The following is a 20,692-nucleotide window of genomic DNA, read 5'->3' on the forward strand; positions in this document are numbered from 1 at the left end:
TAGTTCATGGCATCACCCCCCGCAGAAGAACCGGCCGGCGCTCTGGTCCTGTTCTCCGGCGGCCAGGATTCCACGACGTGCCTGGGCTACGCTTTGGACCGCTACGCCCGCGTGGAGACCGTCGGCTTCAACTACGGCCAGCGGCACAGCATCGAACTCGAGTGCCGGCAACGGGTCCGCTCGGCCATTGCCGAGCGCTTTCCGGACTGGGCCCCGCGTCTCGGTCCCGATCACATGATCGATATCTCCAGCTTCGGCGCGATTGGGGATACGGCGCTGACGTCCGACGCCGAGATTGTCATGACGGAGTCCGGTCTGCCCTCCACCTTCGTCCCAGGGCGCAACCTGGTGTTCTTCGTCTATGCGGCGGCGCTCGGCTATCGCCGGGGCCTGAACGTGCTGGTCGGCGGCATGTGCGAGACCGACTATTCCGGCTATCCGGACTGCCGGGATGAGACGATGCAGGCGCTTCAGACGGCCATCGGCTTGGGCACGGAGATCCCGTTTTCCATTGAGACACCGCTGATGTGGCTATCGAAGGCTGAGAGCTGGGCCCTCGCGGACAAGCTCGGGGGCGCCACCTTCATCGATCTTATCCTGGAAGAGACCCATACCTGCTACAGGGGCGACCACGCCACCAAGCACGATTGGGGCTATGGCTGCGGGACCTGCCCGGCCTGCGATCTGCGCGCCAAGGGCTACCGTGAATGGCGAGAGATGGCGCAGGCCGGTTAGGAGCGTTACCGCGTGGCTGCTGTCGGCCGCACGATGATCTCGTTCACATCGACGCTGTCAGGCTGTTCGATCGCGTAGGCGATGGCGTCGGCGATCGCTTGGGCCGGGAGCGCGGTCTTGCGGTACTCGTCGATCATCGTCTTAGTGTCGCCATGCGTGATGGTGTCGGCCAGCTCGGACTCGGTGACGCCCGGCGAGACCACGCTCACCCGGATGTCCGCGTTTTCCAGGCGCAGGCCGTCCGACAGCGCGTTGACGGCATACTTGGTGGCGCAATAGACGGCGCCGGTCGGCAGCACGGAGTGGGCGGCGATGGACGAGATGTTGACGAACTGCCCATAGCCCTGGCGCTTCATGATCGGCAGGCCTGCGGCGATACCGTAGAGGACGCCCTTGATGTTGACATCGATCATCCGGTCCCACTCGTCCACTTTCAGCGCTTCGAGCGGCGACAGCGGCATGAGCCCGGCATTGTTGACGACGACGTCAAGCTTGCCGAACGTCTTGTCGGCGAATTGTACGAACTCCTCCACGCTCTCGCGGCTCGTCACGTCGAGGGGGCGGAACTCGGCGGTACCGCCCGCGGCCCGGATTTCTCCGACGATCTTCTCGAGCTTGTCGGTGCGTCGTGCGCCGAGGACGACACGCGCGCCCTTCTTGGCCAGATGCCTTGCCGCGGATTCGCCGATCCCACTGCTTGCACCGGTGATGGCGACGACTTTTCCTTCGATGTTCGACATGGTCTCACGTTCCTTTCCTCATGCGGCGGGAGAGTCCCGCCTCGTCTGAGGCAGAACGTGGTGCCGGGACCCCGATCAGCGGTAGACCAAAGCTCGCGCAGTGTTGCCTAATCCTCCACGTTTGGGCTCCTCCGGCTGCGGCATTCTTGCGCGCCCCCTCTTCCCGGCGCATCAAAGGGCATAGATTTCCCCGGCCACAGCAGTCTTCCGAGACAATTCTCATGAGCACGAGCCAATCCGAGCTTGCCAGCCTGATTGACCGATCGGCCAAGACGGATGGAGTCCACGCAACGGCCGTCCCGCGGCTGTTCGTGATCCGCAGTTCACGTCCGACCCTGCCCTTGCACGCGGTCTATGAGCCGGCGGTCTGCATCATTGCGCAAGGAAGCAAACAGGCCATCCTGGGCGATGCGGTCTACCTGTACGATCAGGACAAGTATCTTGTGATCTCGGTCGACGTGCCGGTCGTCGGCCAAATCATCGAGGCTTCCGAGGCCGAGCCCTATCTGTGCGTGAAGTTCAATCTCGATGTCGCGACACTCGGGATGCTGCTGCTCGATACAAGTCCGGGTCCGGACAGCCGTGAGCCAGCTCCGGCGCTCGGCCTCAGCAAGGTCACACCCGAATTGACGGACACCGCAGTCCGCCTCCTTCGCCTGCTTGAGACGCCTCGAGATATTCCCGTCCTGGCGCCGCTGTTCGAACGCGAGTTGCTGTTCCGGTTGCTGCAAGGCGACCAGGCGGCGAAGCTTCGGGAGATTGCACTCGGTGACAGCCGGCTGCAGCAGGTCGGCCGTGCCATCGACTACATCAAGCGCAACTATCGCGAGCCGTTCCGGGTCGAGGATCTGGCCGACGTGGCACGAATGAGTGCGTCCGCCCTTCATAACCACTTCAAGGCGGTGACCGCCATGAGCCCGCTGCAATATCAGAAGCAGATGCGGCTTCAGGAAGCGCGGCGGCTGATGCTTCAAGGTCTCTGCGACGCCGCGGCTGCAAGCCATAGCGTCGGCTATGCCAGCCCATCGCAGTTCAGCCGCGAGTACCGCCGCCTGTTCGGCCTGCCACCGCAACGCGATATCGCCCGCCTGAAAGAGGTTCCAGGCGGGTTCGTCGCCGCCTGAGTGCGCCCCGCGAACCTGCGGCGGGAACGTCGCCGCCTCCCCTCGTCTATGGGAATCCTGTGCTATAGGTTGGGGACTGCGCACCGTCCTGGTGCGTGAGAATTTCTAGGTAATTAGAGGAAAAATATGAACCAGCCCAAACGCCCGAAATGGGTGAGCGCGCTTGGCCTGTTCTTGGCGGGTGCGTTTATTGTGGGGGCGGCTCTCGTGACCAGCGAGCCGTTCAAGGACAACATGGCCTTCGCGGCCGTGGCTGAGCAGGTCGAACGCTCCGAAGCCCAGGCTCCGTCCAATGGCGCCGGGGACGATGTGCCTCCGAGCGCAGCGGGAACCGATTCCAGTGCAACCGTGACCGACACGTCCATGCGCGTTGCCCAGGCCGACACTGGTGATGCCGACGGTGAAGCCGCATCAGAACCAGCAGAACAACCTCCAACGGATCCGGTTGCCACGGAGGAAGCCGAAGCTCAGGAAGCCGCCGAGTCGGAACTTGCGGCCGAGGAAGCAGAGGACAAGTGCTGCAAGAAGGGCGACAAGACGCCTCCCTTCGAGCTAATCGCCAAGACGCCGCCAGGCGAACTGCATAACCCTTACGACTGGCAAGAGCTGAAGGAAGAACACAAGGACAATCCCGATTATCTTGTGAAGCAATTCCGCCTGCCGGGCTGCAACGAGTGCCATGGCGGCGGCGGTGGCGGCGGTTTTTGCCCTGCCCTCAGCCAAGGCGTTTGGTTCTGGGGCAACACCGACGACGTGCTGTTCCGTCTGATCGCGCTCGGATCCGCGGAGCTGCAGAAGCAAGGATTCACGCGCTACCAGTACGGAACCGTGAAAGCGCCGATGCCGGAAATGGGACACGTCATCAAGACGTCCGACCACCTCTGGCAGATCATCGCCTTCATCCGGTCGATCAATCCTCCGGGCACCAACCCGCCTGAGAAGGTCATCCCGGGCAAGTACAGCCCACCCGTTGAAGAGAGGCAGGCCGAGTAGGCTTCCAGCGCCTCTAGGACGTATCATCGCCCAGGCATTTGCGCTCAACCAAGCCTTTGGCATCTAGCGCAAGATTAGTGCCTGGGCGATTTTCAATGGCACCTTGGATATGGGGCTTGCCTCAAGGGCGTTTTGCGCCCACTTACCCGCCCATGTATGCGGTCAAGGAAATCTACTACACGCTGCAGGGCGAAGGAGCCCAGGCTGGCCGTCCGGCCGTTTTCTGCCGTTTTGCCGGCTGTAACCTGTGGTCGGGTCGGGAGAGAGACCGCGCGGACGCCATTTGCCGTTTCTGCGATACGGAATTCGTCGGGACCGACGGTCCTGGCGGCGGCCGGTTCGAAACGGCGGAAGACGTGGTCCAAGCGTGCCGGGCAGCCTGGAAGGGCAACTCGGGCGCCGCCGAATTTGTGGTTCTCACGGGCGGTGAGCCGATGCTGCAGGTCGACGAGGCCTTGATCGACGCCTTCCACCAAGCCGGTTTCGAGACCGCCATCGAGACGAACGGCACCCTTCCCGTCTTGGATGAGATCGATTGGATCTGCGTCAGCCCGAAGGCAGGCGCCCCCCTTCGGCAGCGATCGGGCGACGAGTTGAAGCTGGTCTATCCCCAGCCCGATATGGAGCCGGAGGATGTGCTCGGCATGTCCTTCACGCACTTCCTACTGCAGCCGCTGGACGACCAGTCGGGCGGGACATCGAATCTGGAAGCGGCGCTCGACTACTGTCTGCGGCACCCACAGTGGCGTTTGAGCCTGCAAACCCATAAAATCCTGGGATTGCCCTAGGGTGGCCTGCGGTGAGGCTGAGGCGTACAGCCTCTGGTCGGCCGCGCAAAAATCCCTAAACAGCGCGAATGCGAATTTACAAAGAATTCTTCTTCGAGGCGGCACATTTCCTGCCGTCGGCCCCACCCGGTCATCCGAATGCCCGGGTGCATGGGCATTCGTTCCGTGCGCGCATCACCGTGGACGGCCAGCCCGATGAGGATACAGGCATCATCATCCATTTCGGTGAGCTGGAAGCAGCGGTCCAGGATGCGAAGGACGCGCTCGACCACCGCATGCTGAACGACATCGAGGGCTTGTCGGCCCCGACGCTGGAGCGGATCGCCATGTGGCTCTGGGACCGGCTTCATAACCGGCTGCCCGGTCTCGTGGAGGTCGTCGTGGCGCGCGACTCCTGCCACGAGGGCTGTGTCTATCACGGGCCGCCCATGCGGCTTGCGGCCGAATAGCGGATGGCCAAGCGCCCCTCGAAAAGAACGGCAAAGGGCCCGGCCAAGAAGATGGCCGAGGCGGTGAAGAAAGCATCCGTCAAGGACCAAGGCCTGCGGCAGCTCGGCAAGACCGCGCCGCTGCCTGCCTCACCCGACGATGCCGTTCTGGAGCGGGTTCCGAACCCCCATCCGGACACGGCCTATGTGGCGCGGTTCACCGCACCGGAATTTACGTGCCTGTGTCCCGTCACCGGTCAGCCGGATTTCGCCCATTTCGTCCTGGATTACGCACCCGGTGCCTGGCTGGTCGAATCCAAATCGTTCAAGCTCTATCTCGGCAGCTTCCGGAACACGGCGGCCTTCCACGAAGACACGACGCTTACGATCGGCAAGGCCATTGCCGATCTGCTCGAGCCGTCTTGGCTGCGGATCGGCGGCTACTGGTTCCCGCGCGGCGGCATCCCCATCGACGTGTTTTGGCAATACGGGAGCCCGCCCGAGGGCATTTGGATTCCCGACCAGGGCGTCGCACCCTATCGCGGTCGCGGCTAGTCGCGGCAGAGGTTCTGAAAACATGGTCGATCTCATCATCACCAACGGCGACTCCGCCGGCGAACTCTTGCGGCGGACTCTGCAAGGTACGGAGGTTCTGCCCTGGCGCGACGTGCTGCACGAAGGCCCGGTGCCGCTCACGGAGACGCGGGAAGAACTGAGCGCGGCGCGGGTCGCATTCTTGGCGGAAGCCGGCGCCGGGGACCCGGGCGTTCTCGAAAACGACTTCGAGGCGCGCTATCGGGGCCTGAGCATAAGCACGAATTTCGATAGGGTTATCCTGTGGTTCGAGCATGATCTTTACGATCAACTCCAACTTCTGCAGGTGCTCGATTGGTTCGCCGATCATCCGCGCGAGCCCGAAACGCTCCTGATGGTGCAAACCGATGAGTACATCGCGCGCCAAGAGCCGGAAGCGATTGTCGACGAGGCCGCGCTGGCGCGGCCCGTAACGGATGCGCAACTCGATCTGGCGGTCAGGGCCTGGGCAGCTTTCCGCCAACCCACGCCGGAAGCCTGGGCGCGTCTCCTGAGAGAGGATATCTCGGCGTTGCCCTTCTTGCGGGGCGCTGTCGTCCGCATGCTGGAAGAGCTTCCTGGGCCCGACGGCGTGACGCGGACGGAGCGGCTGGTCCTCGCCTGTTTGAACGCCGGGTCCACCCTCACCGCGGTCGCCCTATTCGGTGCCGTGCAGAAGATGGAAGACGCCGAGTTCATGGGCGACTGGAGTTTCTGGCGGGTTCTCGACGGGCTCGCGCTCGGTCCCGCGCCGTTGATTGCAGGGCTGGACGGTGCGCCGTTCCAGGTCGAGGACAAGGCGCGCATGGAAGCCTATGTGAAGAGCCAGCCTGCCCTCACCACTCTCGGTAAGGACGTGGTCGAAGGCCGGGCCGACTGGGCAGAGCATCACCCGATCGATCGCTGGTGGGGCGGCACGCATCTCACCAATGCGAGGCTTTGGCGCTGGGATCCGGAAACCGAGCACCTCATCGCGCCGCTCTAGGCGATTGGGCGGAGTGAAGTCGGCGGTCTAGGCGCGTGCCTTCGCCAGGCGATCGAAGGACAAGAGCTCTTCCAACAAGCCTTCAAGGTCGCGCAGCGGGACCATGTTGGGACCGTCCGACGGCGCCGCGTCGGGGTCCTGATGGGTCTCGATGAAGACGCCGGCAACGCCGACGGCAACCGCCGCGCGCGCTAGGACGGGAACGAAGCGCCGCTCGCCGCCGCTGGTGCCGCCCTGCCCGCCCGGCTGCTGCACCGAATGGGTCGCATCGAAAATGACCGGCGCACCAGTCTCCGCCAGGATCGGCAGCGCCCGCATGTCGGATACGAGCGTGTTGTAGCCGAAGGATACGCCGCGCTCGGTCACGAGGACGTTCGGGTTGCCGGCGCCGACGACCTTCGCCACCACGTGGCGCATATCCCACGGTGCGAGGAACTGCCCCTTCTTGACGTTGACGACCTTCCCCGTCTTGGCCGCGGCGATCAGAAGGTCCGTTTGGCGGCAGAGGAACGCGGGGATCTGGAGCACATCCACGGCTTCGGCCGCGGCGGCGCACTGGTCCGGTTCATGGACGTCCGTGACCACAGGCAGCCCCGTCGCCTCGCGGATTTCGGCGAAGATGGGAAGCGCCTCTTCCAGGCCAAGCCCCCGGGCGCTGGACAGGCTCGTCCGGTTGGCCTTGTCGAAGGATGACTTGTAGACGAGCCCGATCCCGACGCGGCTTGCGATTTCCTTCAGGGCTGCGGCGGTTTCGAGCGCATGTTCGCGGCTCTCGAGCGCACACGGACCCGCCATGATGGCGAGCGGCAACGCGTTGCCGAAGGTGACGGATCCGGCGGAGACCGTGGCCGCCGGCGCGGGCTTCATTGCTTCATTCATGGGGCTCTTCATGGGCCGTGCGCGGGCATGCGTCAACTGTGGGGAACTCGACCGGTGGCGTGATCTGACTAGGCAACCGCGCGGCGAACATGCAGTGCTTTTCGCCGCCGGATTTTCCGGGCATCTCACTGGGGAGGAATGGATATGAATAAGGCGATCGCCGAATTCATCGGGACGTTTGCACTGGTTCTTTTTGGCTGCGGTACCGCCGTGATCGCCGGCATGGGCGAAGGCGCGACGTCCGTCGACATTCTGGGCATCGCCATGGCGTTTGGGCTGGCCATCGTGGCGATGGCGTACGGCATCGGCCAAGTATCCGGTTGCCACATCAATCCGGCCGTCAGTCTCGGGGTCCTCGTGGCGGGGCGGATGACCGTGTCGGATTTCGTCACCTATGTGATCGCACAGGTTCTTGGCGCGATCGTTGGCGCCGCCGTGCTGTATCTCATCCTGTCGGGCAAAGCCTCCGGCTGGACGGGCAGTCTCGGCCAGAACGGCTGGGGGCCCGGCTATCTCGGCGAATACAGCCTTGCCTCGGCATTCGTCTATGAGGTCGTGGGAACGTTCCTGTTTCTCGTCTGCATTCTCGGTGTGACCCAAAAAGGCGCGCCTGTAGGGCTCGCTGGGCTGGCGATCGGGTTCACGCTGGTTGCGCTGCATCTGCTCGGCATCAACATCACCGGAACCTCGGTGAACCCGGCCCGTTCATTCGGTCCGGCGCTAGTCGGCGCGGCATCGAATCCGCTGGCTCTCGCCCAAGTGTGGTTGTTCATCGTCGCGCCGCTGTTCGGCGCGGGATTGGCCGGGCTTCTGTTCAGGCCGGGAGGCGTACTGTCGGGTGACGATGAGATTCCGATCAGGGGCGAAGGCGACTCCGACGTCGCTCCGGGTGCATCCGCGCCCGCAAAATAAAGTGGGTAGCGCGCGGCGCGGGCCTATTCCGGCTCGTGCCGCGTCCACTTTTGCCGGCTCTCAGGGAATTGGCTCACGCAGGTCGGAAAGGCTGGAAGCCAGGGCTCCCGGCGCTTCGTCCAAAGTTCGTATGTGGGCGTGAAAGCCCCGATCTCGTCGAACGAGCCGGGGTGCACGTAGAACTCGTCCTCGCGGAAATAGGTCGAGTAAATGGGCGCGCCGCAGTTGCGGCAGGAATAGCGCCGGACCTTCTCGGTGCTCGCGAAGGCGATCACCTCTCCCGACACGGTGACGGCCTCGGGCGGAAACACGGCGTAGAAGTTGAACGGCGCGCCATGGGCCTTGCGGCATGTCATGCAGTGACACACGCCGACCCGGTATGGCTCGCCTCTTGTCTCCACCTGAACCCGGCCGCAGGCGCAGGATCCTTTGAGGTGCTTCTCCGCCACGCGATCCTCCGTCGTTACACCAAGCGGCTCTGCTCGACGGCCGCCGCAATGAACGACTTGAAGAGTGGATGCGGATCGAACGGCCGCGACTTCAGTTCGGGGTGGAACTGAACGCCGACGAACCAGGGATGGTCGGGGATCTCCACGATCTCGGGCAAGAGGCCGTCCGGAGATAGACCAGAGAAACGCAGACCCGCGTTCTCGAGTTGCTCGCGGTAGCGCATGTTCACTTCGTAGCGGTGCCGGTGGCGTTCGGAAATCTCTGTCGTTCCGTAAATGCTGGCGACCTTGCTGCCGGGCGCAAGCGTGGCGTCGAAGGCGCCAAGCCGCATCGTGCCGCCGAGATCGCCATTTTGTTCGCGGCGCTCCAACTCGTCGCCCTTCATCCACTCCGTCATGAGGCCGATCAGCGGTTCGTCGGTGGGTCCGAACTCGGTCGAGCTTGCCGCCTCGATCCCCGCCAGATCGCGGGCGACTTCGAGCACGGCCATCTGCATGCCGAAGCAGATTCCGAAATACGGGAACCTTCGCTGCCGCGCGTAGCGTGCCGCCAGGATCTTGCCTTCGGCGCCGCGTTCGCCGAATCCGCCCGGCACGAGAATGCCGTTGACGTTCTCGAGATACGCCGCGGTGTCCTGGCTCTCGAAGATCTCCGACTCAATCCATTCGAGATTGACCTTCACCTTGTTGGCGATGCCGCCATGGGTCAGCGCCTCGCTGAGGGACTTATAGGCGTCCTTCAGCCCGGTGTATTTGCCGACGATCGCGATCGTCACCTCGCCATCGGGCTCGGCGATGGTCGACGAGATGTCGGTCCACAGGGACAGGTTCGGCGCCGGTGCATCGGCGATGCCGAAGGCGGCCAGGAGTTCGCTGTCCAAACCTTCGTAGTGATAGGCCAGCGGCACGTCGTAGATGCTCGACACGTCTAGGGCCTGGACCACGGCTTCAGGGCGGACGTTACAGAACAGCGCGATCTTGCGCCGCTCTTCCGGCGGCAACGGGCGGTCGGCGCGGCACAACAGGATGTCCGGCTGAATACCGATCGAGCGCAGTTCCTTCACCGAGTGCTGCGTGGGCTTGGTCTTGAGTTCTCCGGCGCTCGGAATGTACGGCAGCAGCGTCAGGTGGACGAAGGCGCTCGTTCCGCGCGGCAACTCGTTGCCGAGCTGCCGAATGGCTTCGAAGAACGGCAGGCCCTCGATATCGCCCACCGTACCGCCGATCTCGCAGAGTACGAAATCCACGTCTTCGTTACCGGTGACGATGAAGTTCTTGATGGCGTCGGTGACGTGCGGAATGACCTGGACGGTGGCGCCCAGATAATCGCCACGGCGCTCTTTGGCGATGATCTCCTGGTAGATCCGGCCCGTGGTGATGTTGTCGGCCTGCCGCGCGGGCCTGCCGGTGAAGCGCTCGTAATGGCCGAGATCCAGGTCCGTCTCCGCACCGTCATCGGTGACGAAGACCTCGCCGTGCTGATAGGGGCTCATGGTCCCTGGATCGACGTTCAAATAGGGGTCGAGCTTACAAAGACGCACGCGATAGCCGCGCGCCTGTAAAAGCGCTCCTAGCGCTGCCGAAGCGAGCCCCTTGCCGAGTGAGGAAACCACGCCGCCGGTAATGAAGACGTACCGCGCCATGGGCCTCGACCCTACACCGAGTCTTCGCTCATGCGCAGCCAAAACCTGGCGTGAGTGACGTCATGGCGCAGAATTTCCTGTGAGAAACTTGGGACGCAATCAGTTCGACTGCGGGACTTGCGGTCCGGACGGCGCAGCGGGTGCCGCGGGCGTAGCCGGTTCGCTCTGACCGGGGATCGCAAGCGGGGTCAGCCCGCCTTCGCCGCCACTGGTCGGGACGATCGACGGACCGGAGGCCGTATTGTGGCTCGCCAGGATCGACAGGGTCAGGCTGGTGGCGAAAAAGCAGGCCGCCAAAATGGCCGTGGCCCGCGTGAGAGCATCGCCGGCACCGCGGCCGGTCATGAATCCGGCGCCACCGCCGCCACCGCCGCCGCCAATACCCAGTGCGCCGCCCTCGGAGCGTTGCAGCAGGATGACGCCCACGAGGGCCATCGCGATCATCACATGGATCAGAAGAAGTACGGTGCTCATAGTGTCGCCTTGTTATTCGAAGGCGCTGTCTTATCCGAATCCGCTAGGGCTTGGCTAGCCCCTGCCGTATGGCCGCCTCGTCTTTTGCGAGGGCCTCCCCGGCGGCGTTCACCCCGCCCGCGGCACTGGCGAGGCCGCTATTGGCGGGGTCCTCGTCCTTGGAGGCTTCATCCAAGCCATTGTCGATATCGCCTTCCCCCTCGCCTTCTTCGCTAAGGACGGACGCGATGGCGTCGGCCGCCTCTCTCGAGGGGTTGCGCAGCGGCATGAGCGATGTGGCGTCGACACCGGCCACGACGAAAGTCGGAACGGCGGGTTTGCGGTCGGGCAGCGGCGGTGGCATCGGTTTCGGGATCCGCACGCCGTTCGTGCGGCAGCGGAAAGCGAGCTTTTCCTCGACCAACAGATATTCGCGGACCTGCTCGATCTTTTCTTGGTCGTGAAGGTTGTCTTTGACCCAGTCGGGACCCCTTGTCAGGGCGGACTGGACCGTCGGGGTCAGGAGAGCCTTCTGCTGGGACTTAAGTGCTTCGCACTCTTCGGCTTCCAGCATCTCGGCGTGCACGGTGCCGTAGGGCGCAACGAAGCCGGCAACGAGCAGTATGACTGCCATTGGATGCAGCTTCATTATCGGCTTCCCAAGCAAATCTTGGCCCCCTGCCGTCTTCATCTTGGCAGAATGCAGAACCCTAGCGGATTTGCAAGCGCCGACCCAAGCTTTTCCGGGGACTGATCAGCCCTGAATTTCCGCGTAAACGGCGAGAATCTCGTAAAAATCGTCGGCCTTCAAACTAGCCCCGCCGACCAGGGCGCCGTTGACATCCGGAACGAAGAGAAGTTCCGCGGCATTGGCGGGTTTCACGGAGCCGCCATACAAAATCCGCATGGCGCCTGCTTCCGAATCGCCCAGCATTTGACCCAGAACGGAGCGAATGAGGCCATGGACCTGGGCCACCTCGGGGGGCGTGGGCGTGAGCCCGGTGCCGATGGCCCAGACAGGCTCATAGGCCACGACGGTATTCGCGGCGCGCGCGCCCTCCGGCACCGAGCCTTCCAGCTGGCTGCGCAGGACGTCGAGGGTCTTCCCGTCCCGGTATTGGGCTTCGGTCTCGCCGATACAGATGATCGCGGTCAGCCCGGCCCGGTAAGCGGCAAGGGCCTTGGCGTGCACCAACGCGTCCGTTTCGCCGTGATCGATCCGGCGTTCCGAGTGGCCCACGATCACGGCCGTGGCCCCCGCGTCGGCCAGCATTTCTGCGGAAATATCGCCTGTATGGGCACCGGAGGGCAGCGGATGGCAGTCTTGCGCCCCGAGCAGGATAGAGGAGCCCTCCAACACATCCCGGGCCCGGGTGAGTAGGGTCGCCGGCGGGCACATCATGGCGTCGGCTTGCGGAACGGGGGCCTCGTCGAGACGTTTCCGGAGCGCCGTAAGCTCGGACAGCGAACCGCTCAGCCCGTTCATCTTCCAATTGCCGGCGACAAGCGGCCTAATTGCAGTCACTCTTCCCCCCAACTCGCGCAGTTACCTTATCGAAATAGCGCGATTTTCCTTTGCTCGTGCGTGTTGCCGCACCCGCGCTGTCTACCTATGATGCGCGCCGCGCGAAGCGGCCATACCATCGGACGCTGATGCGCATTTGGCAATTCATGAATAAGAAGGTTTTCGAGGCGTGGCACTCGCGACATTGCGCAAAGGCGCAGCACGAACGTTCGGTTTGATTCTCGTCGCCCTGTTGGTGGTGAGCTTCGCCATCTGGGGTATCGCCGATATCTTCACCGGCTACGGCCAGCAGACCTTGATCGAGGTCGGCGATACGGAGATCTCGCCTCAGGACTATCAGCGCGCTCAGCAGGACGTCCTGCGCACCATGAGCCAAGACGCGGGCCGTGCCCTCAGCCTGCAAGAGGCGCGCGCGGCGGGTCTGGATCAGCGCGTGCTGGAACGGCTGGTGGGCGGCGCCGCGGTCGATACCCATGCGAGCCATCTCGGTCTCAGCATCAGCGACGAGGCGCTGCTCGAGCAGATCATGAAGGATCCGTCCTTCCAGGACGGCGCGGGCAATTTCAGCCCCCTCGCCTTTCAGTCCGCCTTGCGCAATATCGGCATGAGCGAAGGCGCCTATCTGCAGACGCTGCGCGAGCAGACTCTGCGGCGCCAGTTGCTGGTGACGGTCGGTGAAGTCGCGAGCAGCCCCAAGGCCGTCATCGATGCGTTGAACCGTTTCAACGAAGAGCGCCGCATTTTGAAATACGTGCTCGTCCCGAAGTCCGCGGCCGAAGCGCCCGGCGACCCGACCGAACAGGACTTGAAAGCGTACTACGACAATCACAAGCAGACCTTCACCCAGCCGGAATATCGGAAGGTCGGGCTCATCGCCGTGACGCCCGATACCGTGAGGGACGAGCTGAACATCACCGAGGCGGACATCAAGGCCACGTACGAGTCCAAGAAGGACACGCTCGGTCAGGCCGAGACACGGCACGTGCAGCAGATTGCTTTGCCGAGTACGGAAGAGGCTGAGAAGGTCGCTGCCAAGATCGAGGCTGGCACCGATTTCGTCGAGGCAGCGAAGGAACTGGGCCTCAGCGAATCCGATATCGACCTCGGAACCGTGGCGAAAAAAGACCTCGCCGATTCCGTCGTGGCGGAGGAAGCCTTCAAGCTCGAGAAGGACGAGGTCAGCAAGCCTGTCACCGGTAAGCTCGGTGGTGTGGTGCTGCTTCGGGTGACCGAAATCACCGAGGGCAAGATTCCCACTTTCGAAGAGGCCAAGGCCAACATCGAGAAGGACCTCGTCAAGGAACGTGCCTCCGGGGCGATCTTCGATATGCATGACAAGGTCGAGGACGAACTTGCCTCCGGCGCGACGCTCGAAGAGACGGCGGGCAAGCTCAAGCTCGACTACGTGGTCGTAGACCAGGTCGATCGGACGGGCGCGAAGCCTGACGGCACGCAGCTCGAAGCGCCGGCGCAGAAAGAGCTCTTGAATGGAGTCTTCGCGACCGATGCCGGAATCGAAAACGACCCGATCGATGCCCGTGACGAAGGCGTGGTGTGGTACGAGGTCTTGGGAATTACGCCCGAAACGCTGCAGCCCTTCGACGATGTTCGCAGTGAGGTCGAAGAGGGCTGGCGTGGGGAGGCCACGCGCAATCAGGTCAAGACCTACACGGACAAGCTGATCAGTGAGCTGAATAGCGGTTCGAAGACCCTCGACGGTGTCGCCTCAGATCTCGGTCAGGAAGTGCTGCCGACATCGGCGCTGAAGCGCGACGACATTACGGTCAATGTGCTTCCGCCTGCGGTGCAGCAGGCCTTCTCACTGCCGAAGGGTGGCTACGGTTCGGCTGCGTCGGGCGTCGACGAGGGCCGTATCGTGTTCCAGGTGGAAGACATCGTCGAGCCGCCCGAGGTCGATCCCCGTGCGCTCAAGCAGTTGGGCGCGCGTATCGGGCTTCTCTATAGCGAGGACATCATCGCGGAATACTTCAGCGAGCTCGAGCAAACCTACGGCGTGAAGGTCAACCGCCAGGCTCTGGCGCGGTTGACGGGTACCGGCGAGGCGCCATGAGTTCGGCGCCAGCTTCGGTGAGCCCGCCCCTGCCCGATCTCGGTTCGGCTCCAATGGAGCCGGACTTTGAGGCATTTGCGCGTCTCTACGAAGAGGGTGTCCCGCAAGTGGTGTGGACCCGGCTTGTCGCCGATCTGGAAACGCCGGTCTCGGCCATGCTCAAGATCGCCGACGAGCGGCCGAACAGCTTTCTCTTCGAGTCCGTCGAGGGTGGGTCCAATCGCGGCCGCTATTCGATCATCGGCTGTGAGCCGGATCTGATCTGGCGGGCGCAAGGCAACAAGGCCGAAGTCAATCGGAGTCCGCAATCGGACCCGGACGCGTTCGCACCCGTACAGCAGCCGGCGCTCGAGAGCCTTCGGACGCTGTTGGCCGAGTCCAAGATCGCCCTGCCCGACGCGCTGCCGCCCATGGCGGCCGGCATCTTCGGCTTCATGGGCTACAACACGGTGCGGCTGATCGAGAACCTGCCCGATGGCCCGGCGGACGATCTCGGCCTGCCTGACAGCATCCTCGTGCGTCCCACGTTGATTGCAATCTTCGACAGCGTGAAGGACGAGTTGTGCGTCGTCACGCCGGTCCGGCCGGCGCCGGGCGTCAGCGCGAAGGCCGCCTATGCCCGCGCCGGAGAGCGTTTGAACGTCATTCTGGAGCGGCTGGATCAGCCTCTGCCCCATAAGCCCGAACTTGCCGACGACATGCCCCATCCTGCGCCGCGCGCCATGACGCCGCCGGATGCCTATATGGCGAAGGTCGCGCGGGCGAAGGAGTACATCTCCGCGGGCGATATCTTCCAGGTTGTTCTCAGCCAACGCTTCGAGGCGCCGTTCGAGCTGCCGCCTTTTTCGCTGTACCGCGCGCTGCGGCGGGTCAACCCGTCGCCGTATCTGTATTATCTCAACTTCGGCGGGTTTGCCGTGGTCGGGTCGAGCCCCGAGATTTTGGTGCGTGTACGCAAGGGCGACGTCACCATTCGCCCCATCGCCGGCACACGGCCGCGGGGCAGCACGCCGGAGGAGGATCAGGCATTCGCGAAAGACCTGCTCGCCGATGCCAAGGAGTGCGCGGAACACCTCATGTTGCTTGACCTCGGGCGCAACGACGTCGGTCGGGTCGCAGAAGTCGGCAGCGTCGAGGTGACCGACAGCTTCTTCCTGGAGTACTACAGCCAAGTGATGCACATCGTTTCGAACGTCGCCGGGAAGTTGTCGCCGAAATACGATTCCGTCGATGCGCTGATGGCGGGCTTCCCCGCCGGCACCGTGTCCGGTGCACCGAAGGTCCGGGCCATGGAGATCATCGACGAACTGGAAGAGACCGCGCGGGGCATTTACGCGGGCTGCGTCGGCTATTTCTCCGCCGACGGTGAAATGGATAGCTGCATCGTGTTGCGGACGTCCGTTGTGAAAGACGGTGTCATGTATGTGCAGGCTGGCGCTGGTATCGTGGCAGACTCCGTTCCGGAGAACGAGCAGACCGAATGCCTCAACAAGGCCGGAGCCCTGTTCAAGGCCGCGGACGAGGCCGTCCGGTTCGCCGCCCGGGTCAAGCGCGGCCAATAGAGAGCCCAGGAGGTCTCGACCATGCTCACCCTCAGCCTCCTGCGCCACGCGAAATCGAGCTGGAAGAATCCGGCGCTCCCCGACCGGGAACGGCCGCTTAATACGCGCGGTATGGCCGATGCGCCGGCGATGGGGCGGGCCATGTCGGAACGCGGGATCGACCCGGAACTTATTCTGTGCTCGTCGGCGCAGCGCACGGTCGACACGCTCGCTCTCGTGCTGCCCGAACTCAAGATCGAGCCCGAGGTGATTTACGACGATGCGCTGTATCATGCGAGCCCCGACCAGATGCTCGGCATGCTGCGCAACCTTCAGCCCGGCGCACGCAGCGTCTTGCTTGTCGGCCACAATCCCGAGATCCAGGCTCTGGCACTCGGATTGATCGGGGCTGGGCCGAAGGAACTGCGGGACCGTTTGGCCGAGAAATATCCTACGGGCGGACTGGCGGTGATCAACTTCACGGCCGGTTTATGGTCGAGCGTCGACACGGGCAGCGGCAGCCTGTCCGCGTTTGTGGCTCCCCGCGACATTCGGGGAGATGCCGCGTCCTAAAAGCTTGCCGGTCTTGACGGCACATTGGCGCAAGGCATAACTGAGCCCATGCTGACCCTGATCGATAACTACGACAGCTTTACCTACAATCTCGTTCATTTCCTTGGGGAATTGGGTGCGGAAACCCAGGTCTACCGGAATGACAAGGTGACCGTCGAGGAGGTCCTCGCTGAGGGCCCGGAGGCGATCGTGCTGTCGCCCGGCCCGTGCGACCCGGACCGCGCCGGCATTTGCCTTGAGCTGATCAGCCGTGCCGGGCCCGACGTGCCGATCCTCGGCGTGTGCCTCGGCCACCAGGCCATCGGTCAGGTCTATGGCGGCAAGGTCGTCCGTGCGCCCTATCTGATGCACGGCAAACTCTCGAAGGTTCACCACACAGGCAAAGGCATCTTCGCCGGGCTGCCGCAGGATTTCTCCGCCACCCGTTATCATTCGCTTGTCGTCGACCGGGACACGCTGCCGGACGAGCTGGAAGTGACGGCCGAAACGCCGGACGGCATCATCATGGGGATGCAGCACAAAAGCTATCCCGTGCATGGCGTTCAGTTTCATCCCGAAAGCATCGCCTCCGAGTACGGTCATCAGCTGCTTGCCAATTTCCTGGACCTTGCCCGCGTGGAACGGAACAGCCGCGGTCTCCCGGAGAAAGATACGGCCGGTGTCCTCTAATCCCCCGCCCGCCCCGCAAGCGGAGTCCGAAGTCGTACGGGAGGCGCTCAAGATCATCGCCCACGGCGAGACCCTTTCGCAGAAGGCTTCGGCGATGACCTTCGAGGCCATCATGTCGGGCCAAGGCACCGACGCTCAGATCGGCGCGCTGTTGATGGGCCTGCATGTGCGCGGCGAGACCGTCGCCGAAATCGCAGGCGCTGCCGGCGTGCTTCGCGACAAGGTCTTGCCGGTCAAAGCGCCCGCGGACGCGATCGACACCTGCGGCACGGGCGGCGACGCCAAGGGAACGCACAACATCTCAACCTGCGCCGCGTTCGTCGTGGCCGGCGCCGGCGTGCCCGTGGCCAAACACGGCAACAAGTCGATTTCCTCGCGTTCCGGTTCGGCCGACGTTCTTGCAGCCCTCGGCGTCAACGTGGACTGCCCGCCCGAGACCATCGAGGCTTGCATCGCCGAGTGTGGTTTGGGCTTCATGTATGCCCCGGCCCACCACGCCGCCATGCGCCATGTGGCCAAGGTACGCCGCGAGCTCGGTGTGCGGACGATCTTCAATCTGCTCGGACCTTTGGCCAACCCGGCGGCGACCAAGTATCAGGTCGTGGGCGTGTTCGATGCCAAATATGTGGAGCCGATCGCCCGTGTTCTCGGGCGCCTCGGCGTCGAGCGCGCCTGGGTGGTGCACGGGCTGGACGGTCTCGACGAGGTGACCACCACGAACATCACCGAGGTGGCCCTCCTCGACCAGGGCCAAGTCTCCACGTTCCGGATTTCGCCGCGCAATGCCGGCCTGCCGGACGCCAAGCCCGAGGATTTGATCGGGGGGGATGCCGAAGAGAACGCGGCGCATATCCGGTCCGTGCTCCAGGGCAACCAGGGGCCGATCCGAGATATCGTCCTCATGAATGCCGCCGCGGCGCTGCTGGTCGCCGGGAAAGCCAACACGCTGCGTGACGGGGTTGCGCTGGCGGCGGAGTCCATCGACAGCGGCAAGGCCTTCAAGGTTTTGGAGGGGCTTGTGGAACGCACCAATGCTAAGGTGGACGGATAGGAATATCCCATGGCGACCGTCCTCGACAAAATTCTGACCTACAAGCGTGAAGAGGTTGCGGCTGCAAAGAAATCGCACTCTGAAGCCGACCTGCGGGCGCAGCTCGACCCGGCCGATAAGCCCCGCGGTTTCGCTGGTGCCCTGAAGGCAAAGATCGCGGCCGGAGAGTTCGGGCTTATCGCCGAAATCAAGAAAGCCAGCCCGTCCAAGGGCCTGATCCGGGCCGACTTCGACCCGCCGACGCTCGCCGTCGCCTACGAGGCCGGCGGCGCGGCGTGTCTATCGGTGCTGACGGACGGTCCCTCGTTTCAGGGTAACCCGGAATATCTGACCATGGCCCGCGCGGCCTGCTCGTTGCCCGCTCTGCGCAAGGACTTCATGGTCGATCCGTACCAAGTGCTCGAAGCGCGCGTTCTCGGCGCCGACTGCATCCTGATCATCATGGCCGCGCTGGACGATGCCTTGGCCCACGATCTCGAGGACGCGGCGCGTGGCCTCGGTATGGATGTGCTGGCGGAAGTGCACGACGAGGCGGAGCTCGAGCGCGCGTTGAAGCTCAAGACGGAACTCATTGGCATCAACAACCGCGACCTCAAGACCTTCGACACCACGCTCGAGACCACCGAACGTCTCGCCCCGCGCGTGACCGGCGACCGCATCGTCGTCTCGGAGAGCGGCATCTTCCATCATGAGGACCTGGCGCGGCTCGCCCGCGCCGACGTGCGCACCTTCCTGGTGGGCGAGAGCTTGATGCGGAAGCCGGACGTGGCCGCCGCCACCCGCGCCCTCCTGACGGGCGAGGAACCTGCGACCGAGGCGGCGCAATGAGCAGCCCCATGAAGAGCCCGCTGTCGCATCTTAACGCGCGCGGCGAGGCCCATATGGTCGACGTGTCGGAGAAGGCCATTACCTCACGCAGCGCCACTGCCGAGGGCTATGTGACGATGGCGCCGGCGACGCTCGACATGATCCTGGACGGGACGGCACCCAAGGGCGACGTGCTGGCGACGGCGCGGATCGCCGGCATCATGGGCGCCAAGAAGACCTCCGAGCTCATTCCTCTGTGTCACCCGCTGGCGTTGGCCAAGGTCACGGTTGATTTTACGCCCGACCGTGAGAATGCGCGCCTGCGCGTCGAGGCGACGGCGAAGGTCGACGGCAAGACCGGCGTCGAGATGGAAGCGTTGACTGCCGTGACGGTCGCGTGCCTGACGCTCTACGACATGTGCAAGGCCGTGGACCGGGCCATGAGCTTTTCCGGTATCCGCCTGATCGAGAAGATGGGCGGGCGTTCCGGCACGTTTCGCGCGCCGTAAGCGATGGCCCTTACTTCCGTCGAGGATGCGCTTGAACGGACCCTCCGGGGCTGACGCCGCTTGGTGTCGAGCGCGTTCCGATTGCGCAAGGCGCAGAGCGCGTGCTGGCCGAGGATTTGAGCGCGACGCTCACCCAACCGCCTTTCGATTCCTCTGCCATGGACGGCTACGCGGTTCGTGCCGCCGACTTGGCCGCCCTGCCCACGACGCTCGCCCTCGTTGGCACGTCTGCAGCCGGTGCGCGCTTCGACGGCATCCTGGAGCCCGGCCAAGCGGTTCGGATCTTCACGGGCGCGCCGGTGCCCGACGGGGCCGACACGGTGGTCATCCAGGAAGACACCGAGGCGCTGGGAGACAGTGTGCTGATCAAGGACGCCGTGGCGGGCCAGCACATCCGCCCGCGTGGTCAGGATTTTATGGACGGCGATGTGCTGCTCACCGCGGGAACGAGGCTCGGCCCGCGCGCGATCATGCTTGCCGCGGCGATGAATCATGCGGAGCTGCCGGTCCGCAAGAAGCCGCGTGTCGCGATCCTTTCGACCGGCGATGAGATCGTGCCGCCGGGAGCACGCTTGGTCCCGACGAGATCGTGGCGTCCGTCAGCTACGGCATCGCTGCCCTTGTCGATGCGTCGGGCGGTGAGCCTGTCGATCTTGGGATTGCACCTGACGAGGCGCAGGCGCTTGCAGACGCCATCGCGAGGGGCGCCGACGCCGATATCCTCGTCACGATCGGCGGGGCCTCTGTCGGTGACCGCGATCTGGTTTCCGGGACCCTCGCCGATGCTGGCCTCGTGCTCGACTTTGCCAAAGTGGCCATGCGGCCGGGAAAACCGGTGTTCGCAGGACGGCTCGGCTCCGCGCGGGTGCTCGGCCTTCCGGGCAACCCTGTTTCGGCACTGGTCTGCGGTTTGGTTTTCCTGAGGCCGATGCTGTGTGCGCTTCTCGGCGAAAGCCGTGACGATGTCCTGCAAGAGGCCGTTCTGGCCGCTCCGCTTGCCAAGGGCGGTCCCCGGCAGGCCTATCATCGGGCCGTTTCCGCCTTTTCCAGTGACGGCACCCGCACCGTTCGGGCATTGCCCTCGCAGGATTCCTCCCTGATGGGTGCACTGGTGCGTGCGGACTGTCTCATCGTGCAGCCGCCCTCTTCGCCGCCAGTCCCTGAGGGCGGAAAGGTATCCGTCCTGCCCTTCCCGGACTAGTTAACCGCCCGGCAACCCGAATCAAACGAACAAAAGGCGTCCA

The 20,692-nt window shown here is 64.0% G+C and carries 23 protein-coding genes and 1 pseudogene; 17 read left to right on the forward strand and 7 right to left on the reverse strand.

The window, feature by feature from the left end:
- Positions 1-6: 6 nt before the first annotated feature.
- Positions 7-735, forward strand: coding sequence for a 7-cyano-7-deazaguanine synthase QueC (gene queC, locus DCY11_RS15125; RefSeq protein ID WP_108683560.1), 729 nt, complete (start codon positions 7-9; stop codon positions 733-735).
- 5 nt (positions 736-740) lie between these two features.
- Here queC and DCY11_RS15130 read toward each other — a convergent pair whose 3' ends face one another.
- On the reverse strand, positions 741-1,475 hold the full coding sequence (locus DCY11_RS15130; RefSeq protein WP_108683561.1) for an SDR family oxidoreductase: 735 nt from the start codon (positions 1,473-1,475) through the stop codon (positions 741-743).
- Between the two features lie 221 nt (positions 1,476-1,696).
- On the opposite strand from DCY11_RS15130, the gene DCY11_RS15135 reads away from it, so the two are divergent.
- From DCY11_RS15135 to DCY11_RS15160, 6 genes are all read left to right on the forward strand, one after another.
- Positions 1,697-2,599, forward strand: a complete 903-nt coding sequence (locus tag DCY11_RS15135) for an AraC family transcriptional regulator (RefSeq protein WP_108683562.1) — start codon at positions 1,697-1,699, stop codon at positions 2,597-2,599.
- A 126-nt stretch (positions 2,600-2,725) separates the two neighbouring features.
- On the forward strand, positions 2,726-3,592 hold the full coding sequence (locus DCY11_RS15140; protein WP_108683563.1) for a hypothetical protein: 867 nt from the start codon (positions 2,726-2,728) through the stop codon (positions 3,590-3,592).
- A gap of 152 nt (positions 3,593-3,744) precedes the next feature.
- Entirely contained in the window at positions 3,745-4,380 is a 636-nt protein-coding gene (gene queE, locus DCY11_RS15145; RefSeq protein ID WP_108683564.1) for a 7-carboxy-7-deazaguanine synthase, read from the forward strand.
- Positions 4,381-4,448: 68 nt separating this feature from the next.
- Positions 4,449-4,829, forward strand: coding sequence for a 6-carboxytetrahydropterin synthase (locus DCY11_RS15150; protein ID WP_069444738.1), 381 nt, complete (start codon positions 4,449-4,451; stop codon positions 4,827-4,829).
- Between the two features lie 51 nt (positions 4,830-4,880).
- Positions 4,881-5,363: a preQ(1) synthase gene (queF, locus tag DCY11_RS15155; RefSeq protein WP_245409535.1), complete on the forward strand. Its 483-nt coding sequence runs from the start codon at positions 4,881-4,883 to the stop codon at positions 5,361-5,363.
- 22 nt (positions 5,364-5,385) lie between these two features.
- A complete protein-coding gene (locus tag DCY11_RS15160; protein WP_108683566.1) occupies positions 5,386-6,366 on the forward strand; it encodes a DUF1835 domain-containing protein in 981 nt (326 codons plus the stop codon).
- Positions 6,367-6,393: 27 nt separating this feature from the next.
- Here the strand turns inward: DCY11_RS15160 and kdsA are convergent, their stop codons facing one another.
- Positions 6,394-7,245, reverse strand: a complete 852-nt coding sequence (gene kdsA, locus DCY11_RS15165; RefSeq protein ID WP_108683878.1) for a 3-deoxy-8-phosphooctulonate synthase — start codon at positions 7,243-7,245, stop codon at positions 6,394-6,396.
- A gap of 144 nt (positions 7,246-7,389) precedes the next feature.
- On the opposite strand from kdsA, the gene DCY11_RS15170 reads away from it, so the two are divergent.
- Entirely contained in the window at positions 7,390-8,157 is a 768-nt protein-coding gene (locus DCY11_RS15170; protein ID WP_108683879.1) for an MIP family channel protein, read from the forward strand.
- Between the two features lie 23 nt (positions 8,158-8,180).
- Here DCY11_RS15170 and DCY11_RS15175 read toward each other — a convergent pair whose 3' ends face one another.
- The 5 genes from DCY11_RS15175 to tpiA form a co-directional block, all read right to left on the reverse strand.
- Entirely contained in the window at positions 8,181-8,606 is a 426-nt protein-coding gene (locus DCY11_RS15175; RefSeq protein WP_245409398.1) for a GFA family protein, read from the reverse strand.
- A 14-nt stretch (positions 8,607-8,620) separates the two neighbouring features.
- Entirely contained in the window at positions 8,621-10,249 is a 1,629-nt protein-coding gene (locus DCY11_RS15180) for a CTP synthase (protein WP_108683568.1), read from the reverse strand.
- A 99-nt stretch (positions 10,250-10,348) separates the two neighbouring features.
- Positions 10,349-10,723, reverse strand: a complete 375-nt coding sequence (gene secG, locus DCY11_RS15185; RefSeq protein ID WP_069444735.1) for a preprotein translocase subunit SecG — start codon at positions 10,721-10,723, stop codon at positions 10,349-10,351.
- Between the two features lie 43 nt (positions 10,724-10,766).
- Positions 10,767-11,336, reverse strand: coding sequence for a hypothetical protein (locus DCY11_RS15190; protein ID WP_159080064.1), 570 nt, complete (start codon positions 11,334-11,336; stop codon positions 10,767-10,769).
- Positions 11,337-11,456: 120 nt separating this feature from the next.
- On the reverse strand, positions 11,457-12,227 hold the full coding sequence (gene tpiA, locus DCY11_RS15195) for a triose-phosphate isomerase (protein ID WP_108683570.1): 771 nt from the start codon (positions 12,225-12,227) through the stop codon (positions 11,457-11,459).
- A 169-nt stretch (positions 12,228-12,396) separates the two neighbouring features.
- Between tpiA and DCY11_RS15200 the strand changes: the two genes are divergently transcribed.
- The 9 genes and pseudogenes from DCY11_RS15200 (at position 12,397) to DCY11_RS16240 (ending at position 20,649) form a co-directional block, all read left to right on the forward strand.
- Complete coding sequence (locus DCY11_RS15200) at positions 12,397-14,298, forward strand: SurA N-terminal domain-containing protein (RefSeq protein ID WP_108683571.1); 1,902 nt, start codon at positions 12,397-12,399, stop codon at positions 14,296-14,298.
- Positions 14,295-15,860: an anthranilate synthase component I gene (gene trpE / locus DCY11_RS15205; protein ID WP_371515014.1), complete on the forward strand. Its 1,566-nt coding sequence runs from the start codon at positions 14,295-14,297 to the stop codon at positions 15,858-15,860. The genes DCY11_RS15200 and trpE overlap by 4 nt, the downstream gene beginning before the upstream one ends.
- A gap of 21 nt (positions 15,861-15,881) precedes the next feature.
- Positions 15,882-16,412, forward strand: a complete 531-nt coding sequence (locus DCY11_RS15210) for a histidine phosphatase family protein (protein WP_108683573.1) — start codon at positions 15,882-15,884, stop codon at positions 16,410-16,412.
- Positions 16,413-16,460: 48 nt separating this feature from the next.
- Positions 16,461-17,081: an aminodeoxychorismate/anthranilate synthase component II gene (locus DCY11_RS15215; protein WP_108683574.1), complete on the forward strand. Its 621-nt coding sequence runs from the start codon at positions 16,461-16,463 to the stop codon at positions 17,079-17,081.
- Between the two features lie 52 nt (positions 17,082-17,133).
- Positions 17,134-18,132, forward strand: coding sequence for an anthranilate phosphoribosyltransferase (gene trpD / locus DCY11_RS15220; protein ID WP_245409537.1), 999 nt, complete (start codon positions 17,134-17,136; stop codon positions 18,130-18,132).
- Positions 18,133-18,141: 9 nt separating this feature from the next.
- The gene (gene trpC / locus DCY11_RS15225) at positions 18,142-18,960 is read left to right on the forward strand and encodes an indole-3-glycerol phosphate synthase TrpC (protein WP_108683576.1); all 819 of its coding nucleotides are present in this window, start codon (positions 18,142-18,144) and stop codon (positions 18,958-18,960) included.
- Positions 18,957-19,448: a cyclic pyranopterin monophosphate synthase MoaC gene (gene moaC / locus DCY11_RS15230; protein ID WP_108683577.1), complete on the forward strand. Its 492-nt coding sequence runs from the start codon at positions 18,957-18,959 to the stop codon at positions 19,446-19,448. Before trpC ends, moaC begins: the two co-directional genes overlap by 4 nt.
- A 101-nt stretch (positions 19,449-19,549) precedes the next feature.
- A pseudogene (locus tag DCY11_RS16235) lies at positions 19,550-19,876 on the forward strand (molybdopterin molybdenumtransferase MoeA); the annotation flags it as partial.
- A 161-nt stretch (positions 19,877-20,037) separates the two neighbouring features.
- Entirely contained in the window at positions 20,038-20,649 is a 612-nt protein-coding gene (locus tag DCY11_RS16240; RefSeq protein ID WP_371515015.1) for a molybdopterin-binding protein, read from the forward strand.
- The last annotated feature ends 43 nt before the right edge of the window (positions 20,650-20,692 follow it).

Origin of the sequence: Methyloceanibacter sp. wino2, from assembly GCF_003071365.1 — a bacterium.
Classification (GTDB): Bacteria; Pseudomonadota; Alphaproteobacteria; order Rhizobiales; family Methyloligellaceae; genus Methyloceanibacter.